18 protein-coding genes, 1 pseudogene and 1 riboswitch are annotated in these 15,627 nt (G+C 38.2%); of the genes and pseudogenes, 10 read left to right on the top strand and 9 right to left on the bottom strand.

The features are described 5' to 3' along the window. The first annotated feature begins 155 nt into the window (after nt 1-155). Nucleotides 156-746 (top strand): AAA family ATPase, encoded by a 591-nt coding sequence (locus GSM42_RS00925; protein ID WP_160799371.1) that lies wholly within the window; start codon nt 156-158, stop codon nt 744-746. On the opposite strand, the gene GSM42_RS00930 is transcribed toward GSM42_RS00925, so the two are convergent. Continuing rightward, nucleotides 743-925 (bottom strand): hypothetical protein, encoded by a 183-nt coding sequence (locus tag GSM42_RS00930; RefSeq protein ID WP_160799372.1) that lies wholly within the window; start codon nt 923-925, stop codon nt 743-745. The genes GSM42_RS00925 and GSM42_RS00930 overlap by 4 nt on opposite strands. A gap of 170 nt (nt 926-1,095) precedes the next feature. Between GSM42_RS00930 and tnpB the strand changes: the two are divergent. After that, a pseudogene (gene tnpB, locus GSM42_RS00935) lies at nt 1,096-2,207 on the top strand (IS200/IS605 family element RNA-guided endonuclease TnpB). A 573-nt stretch (nt 2,208-2,780) separates the two neighbouring features. Here tnpB and GSM42_RS00940 read toward each other — a convergent pair. Continuing rightward, on the bottom strand, nt 2,781-3,224 hold the full coding sequence (locus GSM42_RS00940) for a MarR family winged helix-turn-helix transcriptional regulator (protein WP_160799373.1): 444 nt from the start codon (nt 3,222-3,224) through the stop codon (nt 2,781-2,783). Between the two features lie 115 nt (nt 3,225-3,339). Between GSM42_RS00940 and GSM42_RS00945 the strand changes: the two genes are divergently transcribed. Both GSM42_RS00945 and GSM42_RS00950 read left to right on the top strand, forming a co-directional pair. Further along, entirely contained in the window at nt 3,340-3,927 is a 588-nt protein-coding gene (locus GSM42_RS00945) for an NAD(P)H-dependent oxidoreductase (protein WP_160799672.1), read from the top strand. A gap of 267 nt (nt 3,928-4,194) precedes the next feature. Continuing rightward, a complete protein-coding gene (locus GSM42_RS00950; RefSeq protein WP_160799374.1) occupies nt 4,195-4,458 on the top strand; it encodes a hypothetical protein in 264 nt (87 codons plus the stop codon). 125 nt (nt 4,459-4,583) lie between these two features. On the opposite strand, the gene GSM42_RS00955 is transcribed toward GSM42_RS00950, so the two are convergent. From GSM42_RS00955 to GSM42_RS00965, 3 genes are all read right to left on the bottom strand, one after another. After that, entirely contained in the window at nt 4,584-5,876 is a 1,293-nt protein-coding gene (locus GSM42_RS00955) for an arsenic transporter (RefSeq protein ID WP_160799375.1), read from the bottom strand. A gap of 124 nt (nt 5,877-6,000) precedes the next feature. Then, complete coding sequence (locus tag GSM42_RS00960; protein WP_160799376.1) at nt 6,001-6,657, bottom strand: YjgB family protein; 657 nt, start codon at nt 6,655-6,657, stop codon at nt 6,001-6,003. 41 nt (nt 6,658-6,698) lie between these two features. After that, on the bottom strand, nt 6,699-7,580 hold the full coding sequence (locus tag GSM42_RS00965) for an NAD(P)-dependent oxidoreductase (protein ID WP_160799377.1): 882 nt from the start codon (nt 7,578-7,580) through the stop codon (nt 6,699-6,701). A 276-nt stretch (nt 7,581-7,856) separates the two neighbouring features. Here GSM42_RS00965 and GSM42_RS00970 point away from each other — a divergent pair, with 276 nt between their 5' ends. Continuing rightward, entirely contained in the window at nt 7,857-8,219 is a 363-nt protein-coding gene (locus GSM42_RS00970) for a hypothetical protein (protein WP_160799378.1), read from the top strand. A 429-nt stretch (nt 8,220-8,648) separates the two neighbouring features. On the opposite strand, the gene GSM42_RS00975 is transcribed toward GSM42_RS00970, so the two are convergent. After that, the gene (locus GSM42_RS00975; RefSeq protein ID WP_160799379.1) at nt 8,649-9,587 is read right to left on the bottom strand and encodes a magnesium transporter CorA family protein; all 939 of its coding nucleotides are present in this window, start codon (nt 9,585-9,587) and stop codon (nt 8,649-8,651) included. A gap of 219 nt (nt 9,588-9,806) precedes the next feature. After that, nucleotides 9,807-9,972, bottom strand: a riboswitch (M-box (ykoK) riboswitch). 236 nt (nt 9,973-10,208) lie between these two features. Here GSM42_RS00975 and GSM42_RS00980 point away from each other — a divergent pair. From GSM42_RS00980 to GSM42_RS00995, 4 genes are all read left to right on the top strand, one after another. Further along, the gene (locus GSM42_RS00980) at nt 10,209-10,403 is read left to right on the top strand and encodes a hypothetical protein (RefSeq protein ID WP_160799380.1); all 195 of its coding nucleotides are present in this window, start codon (nt 10,209-10,211) and stop codon (nt 10,401-10,403) included. Nucleotides 10,404-10,557: 154 nt separating this feature from the next. Continuing rightward, the gene (locus tag GSM42_RS00985) at nt 10,558-10,704 is read left to right on the top strand and encodes a hypothetical protein (RefSeq protein WP_160799381.1); all 147 of its coding nucleotides are present in this window, start codon (nt 10,558-10,560) and stop codon (nt 10,702-10,704) included. 450 nt (nt 10,705-11,154) lie between these two features. Continuing rightward, nucleotides 11,155-11,583: a hypothetical protein gene (locus GSM42_RS00990; RefSeq protein WP_160799382.1), complete on the top strand. Its 429-nt coding sequence runs from the start codon at nt 11,155-11,157 to the stop codon at nt 11,581-11,583. Nucleotides 11,584-11,624: 41 nt separating this feature from the next. Further along, nucleotides 11,625-12,029: a hypothetical protein gene (locus tag GSM42_RS00995; protein WP_160799383.1), complete on the top strand. Its 405-nt coding sequence runs from the start codon at nt 11,625-11,627 to the stop codon at nt 12,027-12,029. A 450-nt stretch (nt 12,030-12,479) separates the two neighbouring features. On the opposite strand, the gene GSM42_RS01000 is transcribed toward GSM42_RS00995, so the two are convergent. The 3 genes from GSM42_RS01000 to GSM42_RS01010 all read right to left on the bottom strand — a co-directional run bounded on the left by GSM42_RS01000 (nt 12,480) and on the right by GSM42_RS01010 (nt 14,533). Next, nucleotides 12,480-13,100 (bottom strand): hypothetical protein, encoded by a 621-nt coding sequence (locus GSM42_RS01000; protein ID WP_160799384.1) that lies wholly within the window; start codon nt 13,098-13,100, stop codon nt 12,480-12,482. 13 nt (nt 13,101-13,113) lie between these two features. Next, the gene (locus tag GSM42_RS21245; protein ID WP_420820958.1) at nt 13,114-13,503 is read right to left on the bottom strand and encodes a pentapeptide repeat-containing protein; all 390 of its coding nucleotides are present in this window, start codon (nt 13,501-13,503) and stop codon (nt 13,114-13,116) included. Nucleotides 13,504-13,795: 292 nt separating this feature from the next. After that, a complete protein-coding gene (locus GSM42_RS01010) occupies nt 13,796-14,533 on the bottom strand; it encodes an alpha/beta hydrolase (RefSeq protein WP_160799386.1) in 738 nt (245 codons plus the stop codon). 277 nt (nt 14,534-14,810) lie between these two features. Here GSM42_RS01010 and GSM42_RS01015 point away from each other — a divergent pair, with 277 nt between their 5' ends. After that, the gene (locus GSM42_RS01015; protein WP_160799387.1) at nt 14,811-15,080 is read left to right on the top strand and encodes a hypothetical protein; all 270 of its coding nucleotides are present in this window, start codon (nt 14,811-14,813) and stop codon (nt 15,078-15,080) included. Nucleotides 15,081-15,627 lie beyond the last annotated feature (547 nt).

Here is a 15,627-nt window from a genome sequence, read left to right on the forward strand (position 1 = left end):
ATCTAAAACAAAACCCCTCCTTCTAAAAGAAGGAGGGGTTTTTTGTATGTTGAAGCTAAAAATTAAATTGAAAAATTAGAAATCATTTCATTTATAATGATTGGAGGTGCTGGAAATGGCATCACTTGTATTACTTTGAATGTGGAGGAGATATTTTGAAATTAGCTGATAAAGAATGTAGGAGAGAAGATTTTATTATCATAACGGGTGGTCCTGGTGCTGGAAAAACAACCCTGCTGGATGAAATGCATAAAAACGGATACAAATATGTAGCCGAAGTAGCAAGAGATATCATTCAAACACAAGTTTCTACGAAAGGTGATGCTTTACCTTGGGCGGATACAGAAAAATATCGTGATTTGATGTTAGATAAATCGCTAGAAAGTTATTTTAGTGCTCCGTCCAACTCATCTAAGAGAATATTGTTTTTTGACAGAGGAATTCCAGATGTTTTGGCTTATTCAAACTTAATAAATCTTGTTGTTACAAAGAAATTAGAATTAGCTACAAGGAAATATCGATACAACCCCCATGTATTCATCTTACCTCCTTGGCAAGAAATATACAAAACAGACAATGAACGAGTTCAAGATTTTGCAGAAGCAGTAAAAACCTACAAATTCATATCTGAAACTTATGAGAAACTTGGCTATAAACTGATAGTTGTTCCCAGAATGGGTGTCAAACAAAGGATAGACTTTATTCTCAAACGTATTTCATGTTTGCTGAAAACCAGAAGAGATTAATTCATCAGATACCTCCGCGTCCCCAATTCTTCCACGATTTCTCGATTGGTATAGTCGTTTTCTTTCATTTTTACTGCTTTCCACTTTTTGATTCCATTTTTTTGTAATGATAGACCCCGCAGAACGTCTAAACCAGAAGTGAGTACATGGATCTTACCTACCTTCCCTTTGGAAAACAAATGTTGTATCTTTCTTCTATCAATCTCTCCGAAAGAGTACTCCCACTTCAAGCATGAGCTAAGTGGGTGGTGAATGTCGGTTCGGCGTTAGCCGGAATTGGTTCAGAATATTTCCTTTTTTGTTTCCGAGTGTATCATCAGCCTTAAAAACAAGGAAGGAGACAGAAACATTGCACCAAGCATTCCGTTTTCGTTTGTATCCAACAAAAAAACAAGTCATTTCCATCCAAAAGTCCATGGGATCTAGTCGCTTTGTTTTCCATCATTTCTTAGCAAAATGGAACGATACCTATCGGGAAACGGGGAAAGGGCTCATCTATTCGATTTGCGCCAAGCTTCTAACCTCCTTGAAATAACAGTTGGAATGGTTAAAAGAAGGGGATCCCTATGCGTTGCAATCCTCTTTACGGAATCTCGGTGATGCGTTTCAACGTTTCTTTCAAAAGCAAAACGACGCCCCGCTTTTCAAAAGTAAACGGAACTTACTCCAGTCCTATACCACCAAGATCGAAAAGAAAAATCAATTACCCAAAGGGAGTATCAAGGGAAATAAGATTAAACTCCCTAAACTGGGCTGGGTAACGTTTGCCAAGTTGAAGGAAGTAGAAGGGCGTATTCTCTCTGCCACTGTTCGCCGTACGCCATCGGGAAAATATTTTGTTTTGGTTCTTTGTAACTACTGTCCTTATGTTCCAGTGGAGAAAGAGAAAGCGGTTGGAATCGACTTAGGATGAAAGCATTTCGCCATCCTTTCGGACGGGGAAAAAATAAACGCTTCTATATACTTTCGAAAATAGGAGAAACAATTGGCGGAAGCGCAGCGAATTATGTATCGACGTACCAAAGGTGGTTCGAACTGGCAGAAAGCGCGTATCCAAGTAGCGAAGATCATGAGAAGATCACGAATGCCCGTCATGATTTCCTTCACAAGCTTTCTATGAAGTTGATTAAGTAATCAGCACGGAAGATTTGCAAGTGAATAACATGGTGAAGGATCCTAAATTAGAGAAGTTTATTACCGATGCATCCTGGTCTGAATTTGTTTCCATGCTTCGAATACAAAGCAAAATGGTTTGGAAGAACGCTAGTGAAGGTCGGGAAAACTTTTCCCTCCAGCCAACGCTGTTCCCGTTGTGGATACAAAAACAAAGCGGTAAAGGATCTCCAATGAAGAAAATGGACATGTCTGGGATGCAGCGTTTTTTATGATCGAGATATCAATGCAGCTACGAATATCTTGCAAGAAGGATTAAGAGTAATCGCCGTAGGGGCTACGGTTTGAGCTTGGTTCACTTCCTTGGGATACCGAGGACTACCCAAGAATCCCCATTCTTTAAGCGTTAGCATAGGTGGAGGGAGAGTTCAATCAAGACGAATTTAACAATGAGATTGTCAGCTTTTGTATCATTACCGATCAAAATTTATTGCTTGTTTTGATAACGTTAGAAGATACCTGTTAAAAACGAACTGTGCTTGCATTATCCTACATTTGGATCAAGGGGGAGTCTATACTTCCAAGGAATTTAAATGTAGAGCAGAAAAAGGCATTCTCACTAGCATGTCCTGTGAAGGAAACTGCCATGACAATGCCTTGATCGAATCTTTCCATTCCTAGCTAAATGTCAAAGGATTTTCTTCCTAAAGTTGTAAACAGACAACTAACTCTACTGTAGTTGAAATGGAGAAAGATTACATTCATTCTTATAACCATTAACGCATTCAGCAAAGATTAAACTACCTGTTTCGCTTTTGATTATAGGCAATAGGTAGAATAGGTGTTTTATCTCTGTCTCAAAAATGGGGTTCAGTACAAAAAGAAGTATAGGTTTTGTTGTGAATGAGATGGTGATGATAGTCAAGTAGTATGGTTAGAATAAAATACTTTAGTGTAAAGCAACTTTAAAGCGTTGTCAATTTCTTCTAAATCTTTTTGCGAATCATCTTTTAACCGATCTAAAAATTTAGATTCTACTTTTTTGAAGATTTCTTGCATAAGTGCTTCTCCATTTTCCGATAGACAGATATACTGTTTCCGTCGATCTTCTACTCCAGATTCCTTTTTACATAATTTTTTTTCTTCTAATTTCTTAAGTTCCCGGCTTGTATTTGGCAGCGGCATATGAAGACAATCACTAAGCTGACTAAGAGTGGTAGGAGAGTTAGCTGCTACATATTCGAGAATTTTGAACTGAACAGGCGTAAGTCCCTCAGGTTTCACATCTTTAGTAATTTTGTCGGTTATTTGATGAACAGAAATCAAAAAATCAACAAATTTATATGGGAAATGTTTTTTATCCATCACTTTCACCTCATTTACAAAATAACAAAATGATTATCAAAAAACAATTATCATTTGACAACAAAAAGCGTTCGTGCTATTATTTTGTTATCATTTGATAATTAAGAGGTGCATGATGAAAACACTTATTATTTTTACACATCCCAATCACCAGAGTTTATGTTATGCATTTTTGCAAAAAGTACTCCAAGGAAGCAGTGAAAATCCTAATATAACAGATGTGAAAGTATTGGATTTATATAAGGAGGAGTTTAATCCTGTTTTAATTTTCAATAAGCAGAAAAAAAGAAGGGATATGCACTTAGATTCCCAATTAAAAAAATATCGAGAGCAAATAACATGGGCTGAAAAAATAGTTTTTATATATCCAATCTGGTGGGGAAGACCTCCTGCTATGTTATTAGGATATATTGATCAAATATTTGCTTCTAATTTTGCCTATAAGGATAAGGGAGGACTTTTACCAGAAGGATTATTAAAAGGAAAGTCTGCTGTCTGTATTTCTACGATGATGGGACCCAAGTATTATCCTTTGGTTTGGCTAAATAATGCACCAAAAGTTTTGATGAAGAAAGCATTATTGAATTATGTTGGCATAAGAAAAGTGAAGTTTTTTGAATTTGGGAGTATGGAAAGCCCAAAGGGAAGACAGAAAGAAAAATTAGATAAAATATACAAGTATTTTAAGACGTTGAATGGTTAGGATTGTAAGGGATGCTGTTTTACAGCAACTATTGTTTAACCGTGAACACGATTATAAGGGGAGCATGGTTTTTTACCTGAGTTAATGCTAAATTCCTTGTTAGATTTATTGACCCAAGATGGGATGAAGAAGAACATGGAACCTCAGAGCCTAGCTGATGGAACCTTTCGTAACTATGAGTATAAGCGCTGGTTGCGGGAAAAGGATCAGCGTGAATCTCTATCAACAATGCATTGAGAATGCTGTCCTTCCAACTATGTGGTTTGGTTGGAAGGATACCTTCTTGATGGAGGTAACCGACTCACTACTACGCAGGCCATGTCCCCTACGGTATCATCTGGGATATCAACCATGGTCTTGCTCACAAAAAACTACTATGACCTGTTCAAGGAAAAGTTTGGCGTGCTCGGTGGTTTTGTTCCTGTCTACAGCGATCCTGCGTTTGAAGAGATTCCACAACTGAGGGATTTCATTCACACAGGAGAAGGAAAAGGAAACAGAAAAGTATCGAGAGTTGGAGTTCTACTCTAGTAGGTATAAAAGGTTCTAAGACCTTTTGCAACTTCGGGTCTTTTAGAGCAGTCGGGGCCGGTTGCATCTTATGCAGATGATCAACCGGCTTGGTTATGCAGAGTATTATTTTAATATTTTTCTTCTTAATATATAAAAATTAACCATAGGTAAAGTCCTGATAAGGTGATAAATAAAGTAGGGATGGTCAGGAGAAACCCGATTTTAAAATAATATCCCCATCCAATGCGGATATTCTTTTGTGCGAGTAGATGAAGCCAAATCAGAGTTGCAAGAGAACCAATAGGAGTTATTTTAGGTCCCAGATCAGAACCGATTACATTTGCATAGATTAGAGCTTCTCTCATTATACCAGTTGTAGGAGTTTCACTTATTGCTAGAGCATTGATCATCAAAGTGGGTAAGTTATTCATCATGGAAGATAATACTGCTGCTAAAAATCCAGTACCTATTGTAGCAATGTATAAGCCAGATTGTGTGAACCAAGTGATAATTTGACTAAGATTGTCTGTTAGGCCGGCATTTTTTAAACCATATACCACTACATACATGCCTATCGAAAAAATGACAATAGACCATGGAGCTTTTTTAATAATGCTTTCTATTTGAATTGATTTTCTTTTTTGAGCGGCAACAATTAAAATAATCGCAGCAAAACTGACGACGAAAGAAACAGGTATTTTTAAATATTCACTAATGAAATATCCCGTAAACAACAAACACAAAGTAAACCAAGTTAATTTAAATAGCATGGTATCTCGAATAGCTTCATTTGGTTGTTTTAACTGGCTTAAGTCATATTTTTTGGGAATGCTTTTATGAAAACATAGAAACAGCACCAATAAACTTGCGCTGATCGAAAACAAGTTAGGGACTAGCATTCTTGTCGCATACTCTACAAATCCAATATGGAAATAGTCAGAGGAAACGATATTTGTTAAGTTACTGATGATGAAAGGAAGAGATGCAGTATCTGCAATAAAGCCACTTGCCATAATGAAAGCAAGAACCATCCTTTCTTCAAATTGGAGCACTCGAACCATGGCTAGGACGATTGGGGTGAGGATGAGTGCTGTTCCATCATTGGTGAAAAATGCAGAAACAACAGCTCCTAAAAGAATGACATAAACAAATAGTTTATATCCATTTCCTTTTGCTAGGCGAGCCATATGAAGAGCTGCCCATTCAAAGAAACCTATCTCATCCATAATGGAAGAAATAAGGATGATCGCTACAAATGCAAGTGTCGCATTCCATACAATTCCTGTAACTGTCCATACATCTTCTAAATGAACTACACCAACTAATAAAGCTAAACTTCCGCCGACAGTAGCTGACCAGCCAATCGATAATCCTTTGGGCTGCCAGATAACAAAAATTAAAGTAATCACAAAGATAACAACAGCTACAAATGACATGAATCCAGTCTCCTTTGCCATTTACTAGAAGGGGGCTTATGATGAAATTGGGCACAAAAAAAGTGAGGATATATTCCTCACTTTCATTATAGTTGTTATTGTCTTCCAATTCGTTATGTTTCCTCTATTTATCTTTTGCCTCTTCTTTTTTCTTTTCTCCTTTTTTCTCTTTTTTCTCCTGTTTCTTAAATGCAGCTTCTGAATATACAGATGAGTGATGAATAGTAGGGTCATCTTTCGTTAGTTCATAGATTAATTTGAGCTGAAATCCATTTACATCATATATATAAATGGATTCACCTGTATTGTGTTTAATCCTCGTAGGAACGCCTAAGATTTTAACAACCTCTGAGCGTGTTATCTTCTTCAACTTTGGATCATGGGAGCGCATATCATAGATAAGATCATCTTTGCCTACTCCGATATCTAGGTTGCGCTTGCTATAAATATAATAAGGAAAGTCTTTACTTTTGGCGTTAGGTTCTCCATACTTCTTTTTTACGTCCGATAAGGTGTGTTTATTTGCAGCAAATTCGCTTCCGATTACTTTACCTGATCCTGCAAGAGCTAGTGATTCTAATAAATATTTTTGATGATCAGGATTAATTGTTTTTGGTTGGATAGGTACATGAACCTTTTTGGAAGAATGGGTACTTTCCAAATGATTGGATGTGGTAGTTGTTGCTGGTTCCGATTTTGATTCTTGAAAAGGTAATATAAAGTCACAACCACTTAATAACAATAGGACAAAAAATATACAAGAAGAGCGAAAAAACTGCATGCAATAGCCTCCATAGATTCAATATGTAAGGTTATTTTTTATTAAATTTTATTTGCTAGTAGCTTATATAGTGCATGTGTACCGCTGTTTTCTTCCCCTTTCTCCGCTAATTCCTCATATAAAGATTTTGCTAATGCGAGCCCAGGGGTGTTAATGCCCATTTCTTTAGCAGAGTCCAGAGCAATTCTCATATCTTTGATAAAGTGTTTGACAAAAAAGCCTGGGGAAAAGTCTTCGGCAATAATACGGGGACCCAGATTGCTGAGTGACCAACTTCCAGCTGATCCAGCAGAAATGCTTTTTAGGACAGTAGTAGGATCAAGTCCAGCTTTCTCTGCATAGAGAATCGCCTCACATACTGCCATCATTCCTGAAGCAATAGCGATCTGGTTGCTCATTTTTGTGTGCTGACCAGCACCTGCTCCTCCCTGTAAAAGTACATTTGTTCCCATGGTGTGTAGGATAGGAGAAACAGCTTCAAAAGCATCTTCGTCTCCACCTACCATAATCGTTAATTTTGCATCTCGAGCGCCAATATCTCCTCCAGAAACAGGAGCATCCAGTGCATAAATACCTGTGTCTTTTGCTGCTTGATAGATTTGTTTTGCTAGAGATGGAGTAGAAGTTGTCATGTCGATGACATAGGAACCTGTACCAGCATTTGCTAAAATTCCTTCACTACCAAAATATGTTTCCTCTACATCTTTTGGGTAGCCGATCATGGTTATGATCACATTCGCTTCTTTTGCAACTTCTGCTACGGTACTTGTCCATTTCGCACCTAATTGAACAAGCTCATCCGTTTTTGCTTTGGTACGGTTATATACCAAAAGAGAATATCCAGCTTTGATTAAGTGTGTTGCCATCGATTTTCCCATAACTCCAGTACCGATAAATCCAATTGTAGGGTTTTTTGTTAGCATGAATATGCAACTCCTTTGTCGATATAAGAACAATGTACCTGTACGAAAGATAGGAAGCAAGTGAAAGTGAATTCGAAACGGTTATCTTTCAATTTACCATCATACCCTTTTAATCGAAAGCTGTGTATATACCAAAGATGAAAGAATAAAGGTTTCGGAAATTTTTGTCGAAAATTAGTCAATGGTAATATGCGTTATATTTCACCGAGTATCCTATTTTTCAAAACAATAATACTGAGCTTAACATTTAGCAAAAGTATTTTTTGAGGTGAAGAAATGAGTAAGATAGGTTTGCTGTTGGTCCTTTCATTATTATGGGTAACAGTGGGGTGTAGTGATCATCCTACACAAGCAGATGAAGCAAATGGGCATACGCCAACAGAAATTGCAGTGAGATATTTGACAGCAGATATTCAAAAAAATATACGTAGACAAATGGAGTTGGCAACATCAACACTGCAGGAAAGTCTAAAAGAGAGTACAGAGGATCAATACGAATATTTTTCTGCCTATAAGTTGCAGTTTGGACCAGAAAATAAGAGCCAGCTGGATAAAAATTATCAATTAGAAGAATTTAAGTTGAATGAAACGACTTATTTCTGTCGATTTTCTGGGACATACAAGAGTGAGGATATATGAAAAGATAGAATACTAAAAGTGATACTTTATAGAGGGAATTGGAAAGTTTAAGCGATAAATGCAGAAGATAACTTTAAGCAAAATAAAGTAAAAATTACACAAGAAGAAAAGGATAGGCTTAATAAGAAAAAAACAAATTTATTGATATCTTGGGACTGGTCATATACCCGAGAAAAAAGTGAACTTCAAGCTTATTATGAGAATCGATTGGAAAAAAACGATTCTGTAATTGAAATGAAAAAAGACAATAACACGTATTTCTATCTTGTAGATACTTTATTCTATGTTAAAGTGAAGAAAGAAAATTGATGAGTGGAAAGCCCAAGAAGATGGCATAAGAGTAATGGAAATATTTTTGGAGGAGAGAAGTGTTAACAGAATTAAAAATCCCCTAAATAACAAAAGCTGACCATAAAGGTCAGCTTTTGTTCATAAATACCGCTTTTTCCAAAATACAAACGTCGTAATACTAGACAATGCAATAGAAACAATCATAATAACAGCAAAAGCATGGGGAGAGCGTTGAAAAGGAATTGGGATATTCATTCCATAGACACTCGCGATCATGATGGGAAAGGTCAAGATAATCGTCAGTGAGGTCAAGATTTTCATGACGTTATTTACATTGTTAGAGATCACAGAAGCAAAGGTATCCATTAAACCACTGACGATAGGAGTATAGATTTCTGCCATCTCAATCGCCTGTCTGTTTTCAATAATGACATCTTCTAGTAACTCTTGATCTTGCTCATAGAGTCGTAAATGTTGACCTCTTGATATTTTTTGAGTCACCACTTGGTTTGTTTTCAAAGAGGTAGTAAAGTATACCAAGCTTTTTTGCAAGTTCAATAAAGAGAAGAGCTCTTGGTTTTTTAGCGATTGACGTAGTTCTTTTTCAATTTCGTTCGTTTTTCGATTGATTTGTTTCAAATAAGCTAGATAGTATGTGGAGACAGCATGCAAGAGTTGTAAAACAAAACGAGTTTTCATGAAGGTATAAAAGTTCTTTACCTTTTTACGTGTGAAATCTTCTAAGATAGGTGTTTCTTTCAAACAGACAGTAATTAAGAAATCTCTTGTGACAATAATACCGAGTGGGATGGTAATAAATTTTTCTCGTTTGGTTCCGTTTGGAGTCATAATAGGTAAGTCAATAATAATCAGTGTGCCTTCATCTTCTTTTTCAATACGTGATTTTTCTTCTTCGTCGAGTGGGTCCTTGATAAAATAAGATGGAATTTCTGCAGCTTTTACAACATCATCTATTTCTTCTTCTGTTGGATTAATTAAATGAATCCAAGTTCCTTTTATATATTCATTCATCAACGCAAGTTGACCCTGCGTATTGGAGCGATAAATTTTTAACATAGATGTCACCTCTGCTTCCTCACATCGAAGAAAAATGGGGATTGCTTCTCATTCGATGTGTGTGTTGTTTATTCATAACGATCGACGTAAATCCTATTGCCGGATCATCGGTAAGAATGATCCCCACCTCCCTTGATAATTGGTAACAGATGTACAGAAAAAACCTTCAACTCATACGAGTGAAGGTTTTTTTGCACCATAAAAAAATGTGCAGCCGACAAAACCTACCTCTCGTCGAGTTTTAGCACTGTATAGCATAGGCTTTATGCCAGCTACGTTAAGAAAGACCTTAAGCCGATCTTTCCTGTTAAACCCATTGGCGTCTTTCGACATTTTTGGGCAGTAGCCTGTCTCTATACAGGAGCCTCACCTAACGGTAAGTTAATTTTAATTCCTTTTATACTATACGCATATCTACATAGATGCGTCAAATATAAATTGATGCTTTTTTGGTCATAAATTTATTTTTAGATTTTCGTACACATCTTTTCAAGGACAGAAAAAATGAACTCATGTTTTTCATTCCTGTTCATTTTACACCAAAATTTTTTCATAGCTAAATTCGAGCATCCAGCATTAACAGATACACTTGTATTTTCACGAGAAAGAGTAGGAAAACCGATGAAAGTTCACATTTTCTCTAACGAATCCCACTTGTTTAACCGGTTTGTACTTGGAAAGAGTGCAAAGCAATTCATAGCAGAACGAGGGTTAGATAGTGATATCACTTCGATTCAACCCGATCTCAGCAAGGAAGAGATTAACTACATTCAAAAGCTGCAAAACGTTATTATTGGATTGATCATGCCGGATTAAGTTATGCAGAGCGTAAAGAGAAATTAACTAAGCATTATAGCCGCTTGAAAAATATCAAACTCATCAAAGGAGCCTAATTTAATAGCCATGTAACATTTTTGCATCAAAGAGCTTATATACAAGTCGGAATATTCTTCTATTGGAGGCGGAGAGAATGAACACACTGAAACAGCAAACAAAACCATCGCCCGAAGCGATTCAAAATGCTCTTCTTATCTTGTGGCGAGCATGCGAAAGGATCAAGAAGGAAGAAGCTAAGGAGATGATATCAAATGTTCGGACGAATCGGCAAGGTGTATAACGGCACACCCCTTCCCATACAGGGGGTACATATGAGAGCACCAATCTATAGAAACAAAGCTTTAACCATTGTTCCAAAGCTGAAGCTTGATTTATAAACCAGAACGGAAAATGCTTGGATTCAATGGACTAGGAGCTAGACCAAACACTTTAGGTTACATTGTCGCAGGTATCCAGTTTTTAAAATCCTTCCGAGAGGAGAGGGGAACGCAAATGAGTAAAACCTTGAGTCAAAAAGTTATCTCCATCATGAAAAGTTGAATTCTATACGGAGAAGTAAAGTCGAGCGAATGTAACCGAAGCAAAGTATAGAGATATCAATCAAGCATTACCAGAGTTAGAAAAAGCAGCACTTCTGGAGATTGCAAAACCCAAGAACGTAAGGAATCAAAAAATAAACAAGCATCGTAGAGGGAGAAAAACTCTCTCTACCAATATGGAGGTGTGTGATATGAACATATTCCGGTTAGAACGTTTCCCTGCATTTGTGGATTGGGAGGAGTTGAGCAACGTCACAGTGATAGCTCAAAACGAAGAGGAAGCAAGAATGAGAGCTTACTTACATTTTGAAGCCTACAAATACGCTCCTGAACTGTTCGATTCAGATAAATGCATCTTGGCTGAGTTTGAAGGACTTGAACAAAAGGTCGCATATATGAGAGATGTAAAAGGAATGACTTTAATAGAGAGAGCTGCTGATCTTGGTTACAGTTACATTTGGATAAAGAAGATTAGTTCTAGGACATGGAAGCAGTATGCCAAGAATATACTAATGTCTAGATTTGTTTGCAATAGGATGAATAAGATGAAGTATTGCTTTTTGAATATAAGGTGTCTATATTCTTTATCTTATGGCAATTTAGGATTAAAATATAATTAAGTATCTCCATAAGCGGAGATGTATTTGACTGGGGAATGCCCATGATTTCCAAGAAGTTTTCCTGTCTCGGTCTCGGCTCAGTCGTGCTGACCACCCTCCTCACCACGGGATGTTCATCGATGTCCTTTGGTACTTACGGTGTGGTTCCGCCAGAGGAAGGGCAAAAGGGTGTGATCGCTGCTTGGGAGAACAAGGCAGCGAACGTTAAGTGCGGGGAGAACTCGTACCCTGTCTACAAGGACAAGGATCGCGACGAGGATCACGACTGCATTGTGATTTCCAAGAAGTCCAAGCAGAAGCCGGTGTACGACAAGGATCTGGTCAACAAGTACCCGTGCAAGGGAGACAAGGAGTTCTTGGCGTACGTCGAGAGTCGAAAGGACCTTGTCTTCTGCTTCCACTACAAGCGGACGAGCCAGAAGCCGAACCCGAAGAAGTTCTACTAATCGGGAATGAGGACGGAATCTGAACCCTAAGTCATCCAAGTTCATAGAGTCAAAGGGTTCTGAAAGTAACCAGTCATAGTGGTGGGTAGTAATTCTCTTAGGATTTGGTCTACAGAGGATCGCTACCCACCGCGTGCTTTTACTGGAATGAGGGCGATATCGTTCTATAAAGAAAAAGCATGGCGCAAATGCTGTCATGTTTATTTTGTTTTTAGCGTGGATTGTGTGAGAGCAATAAGTATACCAAGAGTATACTATCATCTTGATTTATCCATGATATGATGGTATCAAGCAAATTTAACATTCAAATCCTAGGTATAGCAGGAGTGATTAGGAAGAAGCCTAGTCGCTCTTGTTATTTGTTTATGGAAAATTCTTTATATCTAAAAGTGCGACACGACCTAGATTCCTGGTGGTAGGATCGAAGGTCGTGTCGTTGCCACCTAATTGTCAGGATACTAGGTGACCATATCCAGCTCGCTTCAGCGCCAAGGGGGCAAATTCGTGAGCCAGCTCCATGTTGGGCTGAGCAACAGTACCGGAAGCTACAAGGGCATATGTGTCCTGCACAGTCGCTTCTAGCAATGCGATTTCGTCTGGATTGTCATAGGAGTTTTTCCACTCCTGAGAGGTTGGCGACCACCCGATGTCGAGTAGCTTGTCGTCGGGCATACGGACAACGGCGTGGCAGAAACCGAAAGCCCATCCTTTTTGGGGTTCGAATTCGGATTCATAGTACCTACGCCATTGAGCAACAGTGCGTCCGTCCCATTCAGCAGCCCATTCTGGTGGCATTTGTCCATCAGATGCGCAGAAAATCCACACCATAGGCAAGCCGGTCTGTTTGGAGATAGCATGAGCCAGAGCGTAGCACTGACCAGTCCGGTATACCTGAATGACTTTTTTGGTGATGACACCTCGACGAGGGATGCTGATCGTTGTAATTTGATCGTTCTTAATGACTTCAACGATCTCCTTGCTCTGTGAGGAGCGGAGTTTCCGAGAAAACACTGACAGTTCCTTTGCTCGAACCAAATTGTAGGTGACAACTCTTTTTTTAGAAAACCACAAAATAGTAAACTGGTCAACAAATTATACGATAAATAGATGCTTCGATTAATTGCACACCAGATAGGTTATATTGATACAATTTTTGATGTCTTAAAGATGTATAAGACCAATTCCCACCTTTAATAGAAACCTCAGACATGTTTGCTTCCCCAAATGTAGAACCTGTAATTTTATATTTTTGGAATACTGCTACAAATAAATTTGCCCCATCAAATTTGTAATTAGTGAAGGCAGTATTTTTATGGTTAGACGAATGTAAAGAACTATTAAGAAAATGGCAATGATTGAATAGATAACTAGTAGTGTTAACTTCTTGTAGGTCAGCATAATTAAAGTTGCAGGAAGTGAACAGGCAGTTTTTAAAATTAGATACAGGTAGTCTTTTATGGCTAAAAGTCATCATTAATAAATTCACGATCTATCCAGTTTCGCATATAACATTTCTTCCCTTTATTATTGGAATAAAGTCATTATATATAGCCACCGCTACGAAGGACACGATGATGTGGTTGCCTTATCGGACAAAATATCTCCTTATCAGATTGCTTAGTATTTTACTTATAAGGTACGAAATCAATTGTTATCATTTTATGCTAGTAAGCACTTTGTTCCTGCTTGATACTATTTGTAGAACCAGAGATGGTGACTGCTTATGCAGTCACCATCTGAGATCGATTCTCTAATCTACCTTGGAATCAAGGAGAAAGAAACGATTCAATTGCGTTGACGATCTTCTGCTTCTCTCCTTCATTGGGGGTATGACGACCCTCTGGGAAATAGACAGTCTTGCACATTCCTCGAACCTGACGTTCAATGGATTTCGCACTTTTTCCCTTGACAGAAGCATCCTGACTAGCTTGGAAGAGCAGAAGGGGAACAGATACCTTAGGAAGGATCTTTTTTCCCTTTCGAGTGATGGTTGCAAGATCACGTACGTTGCTCCATGCTACGAACTGGTTGGAGCCAGGTTCTCCTCCCTTATGCAGCAACTTGGTAACTCGATGCATGAAAGGCATCCTAGACAGATAAAGAGGGACACTGAACTTCCAGTGGAGATGATATGGAGCATTCACCATACCAACTCCCACAATCTTACGAAGATCCATCTCTTCTTTCTGGAGTTCTTCCAGAGCGAGGAGAATGAGATACCCGCTCATGGAGTGTCCAATTGGAAAGATACGCGAGACATCTTCCCGATTGATCATCTGAGACAGCTGCTTCTTGACATCTTCCTTCCAATTCACATGGGAAAATCTAGCCAATTCCAACGCCTTCGTCTCTTCATTTGAAGAATGGAATGCATGTCCAGACAGGGTGAGGGAACAAACTTCATCAATCTTTCCTTCTGTGAAACTAGGAAGTGCAAACTTCTCAGGAGAAGCCGTCCAGCCATGTACTTCAACAACAATTGTTTTACCGTTTGCGTAACTCATCCGGATTCCTTTGATCTCTGATTGCCCACGGTGGGCAGATCTATGTTGATTTTATCAAAGGCATAATCAACAGCACAATAGAAGAAATTTTTTGTGCTTGGGAATCAGTGATGGATTTTACCATTAGGTTGCCAAAATGGAATTAGATATTATCCAGGTTCGTATCATGAATTTGGAGCCAGAGTACAAAGAGCTTAGTATCTAATTAGTTGACGAGTTGAGAAATATTCGGTTACTATATAGTATAAATTTTCTACTGTAAAACATGGAGTAAAGAATGGAAATGTTCAGGAATCTAATTATCCTTGAAGATGATGATTTTGATTCAGATCTGAAACAGAAGAAAATTAATACTCCTGATGATGAGCAACTTGTCATTAGATGGTATGAAGTTCTCCCGGTTCAGTGCCATATTGGACCCCCAAATCAAAAGATTCTGGATGTTTATCGTTTGGTTAAGGACGGGAAGAAGTGGCGTGAATTTCTTGCTAAACGATTGCGTCCATGTGAGTCTGCCAAACATTCGAGAATAATGCGTTGTAGTTGAGTCGTCTTACTGCTGATCAGCTCATAATCCCTCAAGTTGACATCATGAAATGGACAGCTTGAGGGACGTACTTTTGCATAGGAATACAGCGGTCAGATCACTTTTTCTTTATATTGCGCTAGCCACCTCTACGAGGTTAAATCCGAGAAATATAGCTCTGATTATACATTATCATTCCTAGGCTTCCGAGTATAAGGAATTAGGTGAATTAACTTGCAAAGCTTAAATCCTGACCTAAACGGTTTATTGAGGTGGGTATCATAGTCCTAGTCATGAGGGATATTCACCATTAACGAGCTCTCTCCATAATTATTTGTATATCGTGGAGATTGTGCAGAAATCAACTAGGTACTGTTGTAGGGTTAAACAACTCTTCGGATTTAATTTGTTGAAAAGATCAGCAAGAGTATATGAAGCATGGAATCCTACTACAGGTCGCTTTCCGATAGGTTATCATTCCGTTTGGTACCGTTCGCAGCTGTGTTAGCAAATCCACAAAATAAATCGTATGGTCCTAACGCTTAGACGCATTTTTTATTTCGTAATC

The organism is Shimazuella alba, from assembly GCF_009831235.1.
GTDB classification, from domain to species: Bacteria; Bacillota; Bacilli; order Thermoactinomycetales; family Thermoactinomycetaceae; genus Shimazuella; species Shimazuella alba.

Excerpts from the sequence above, each read along its gene's own strand:
- GSM42_RS00940 (WP_160799373.1), bottom strand. The coding sequence starts at position 3,224 with ATGGATAAAAAACATTTCCCATATAAATTTGTTGATTTTTTGATTTCT.
- GSM42_RS00945 (WP_160799672.1), top strand. The coding sequence starts at position 3,340 with ATGAAAACACTTATTATTTTTACACATCCCAATCACCAGAGTTTATGT.
- GSM42_RS00955 (WP_160799375.1), bottom strand. The coding sequence starts at position 5,876 with ATGTCATTTGTAGCTGTTGTTATCTTTGTGATTACTTTAATTTTTGTT.
- GSM42_RS00960 (WP_160799376.1), bottom strand. The coding sequence starts at position 6,657 with ATGCAGTTTTTTCGCTCTTCTTGTATATTTTTTGTCCTATTGTTATTA.
- GSM42_RS00965 (WP_160799377.1), bottom strand. The coding sequence starts at position 7,580 with ATGCTAACAAAAAACCCTACAATTGGATTTATCGGTACTGGAGTTATG.
- GSM42_RS00970 (WP_160799378.1), top strand. The coding sequence starts at position 7,857 with ATGAGTAAGATAGGTTTGCTGTTGGTCCTTTCATTATTATGGGTAACA.
- GSM42_RS00975 (WP_160799379.1), bottom strand. The coding sequence starts at position 9,587 with ATGTTAAAAATTTATCGCTCCAATACGCAGGGTCAACTTGCGTTGATG.
- GSM42_RS00980 (WP_160799380.1), top strand. The coding sequence starts at position 10,209 with ATGAAAGTTCACATTTTCTCTAACGAATCCCACTTGTTTAACCGGTTT.
- GSM42_RS00985 (WP_160799381.1), top strand. The coding sequence starts at position 10,558 with ATGAACACACTGAAACAGCAAACAAAACCATCGCCCGAAGCGATTCAA.
- GSM42_RS00990 (WP_160799382.1), top strand. The coding sequence starts at position 11,155 with ATGAACATATTCCGGTTAGAACGTTTCCCTGCATTTGTGGATTGGGAG.
- GSM42_RS00995 (WP_160799383.1), top strand. The coding sequence starts at position 11,625 with ATGATTTCCAAGAAGTTTTCCTGTCTCGGTCTCGGCTCAGTCGTGCTG.
- GSM42_RS21245 (WP_420820958.1), bottom strand. The coding sequence starts at position 13,503 with ATGATGACTTTTAGCCATAAAAGACTACCTGTATCTAATTTTAAAAAC.
- GSM42_RS01010 (WP_160799386.1), bottom strand. The coding sequence starts at position 14,533 with ATGAGTTACGCAAACGGTAAAACAATTGTTGTTGAAGTACATGGCTGG.
- GSM42_RS01015 (WP_160799387.1), top strand. The coding sequence starts at position 14,811 with ATGGAAATGTTCAGGAATCTAATTATCCTTGAAGATGATGATTTTGAT.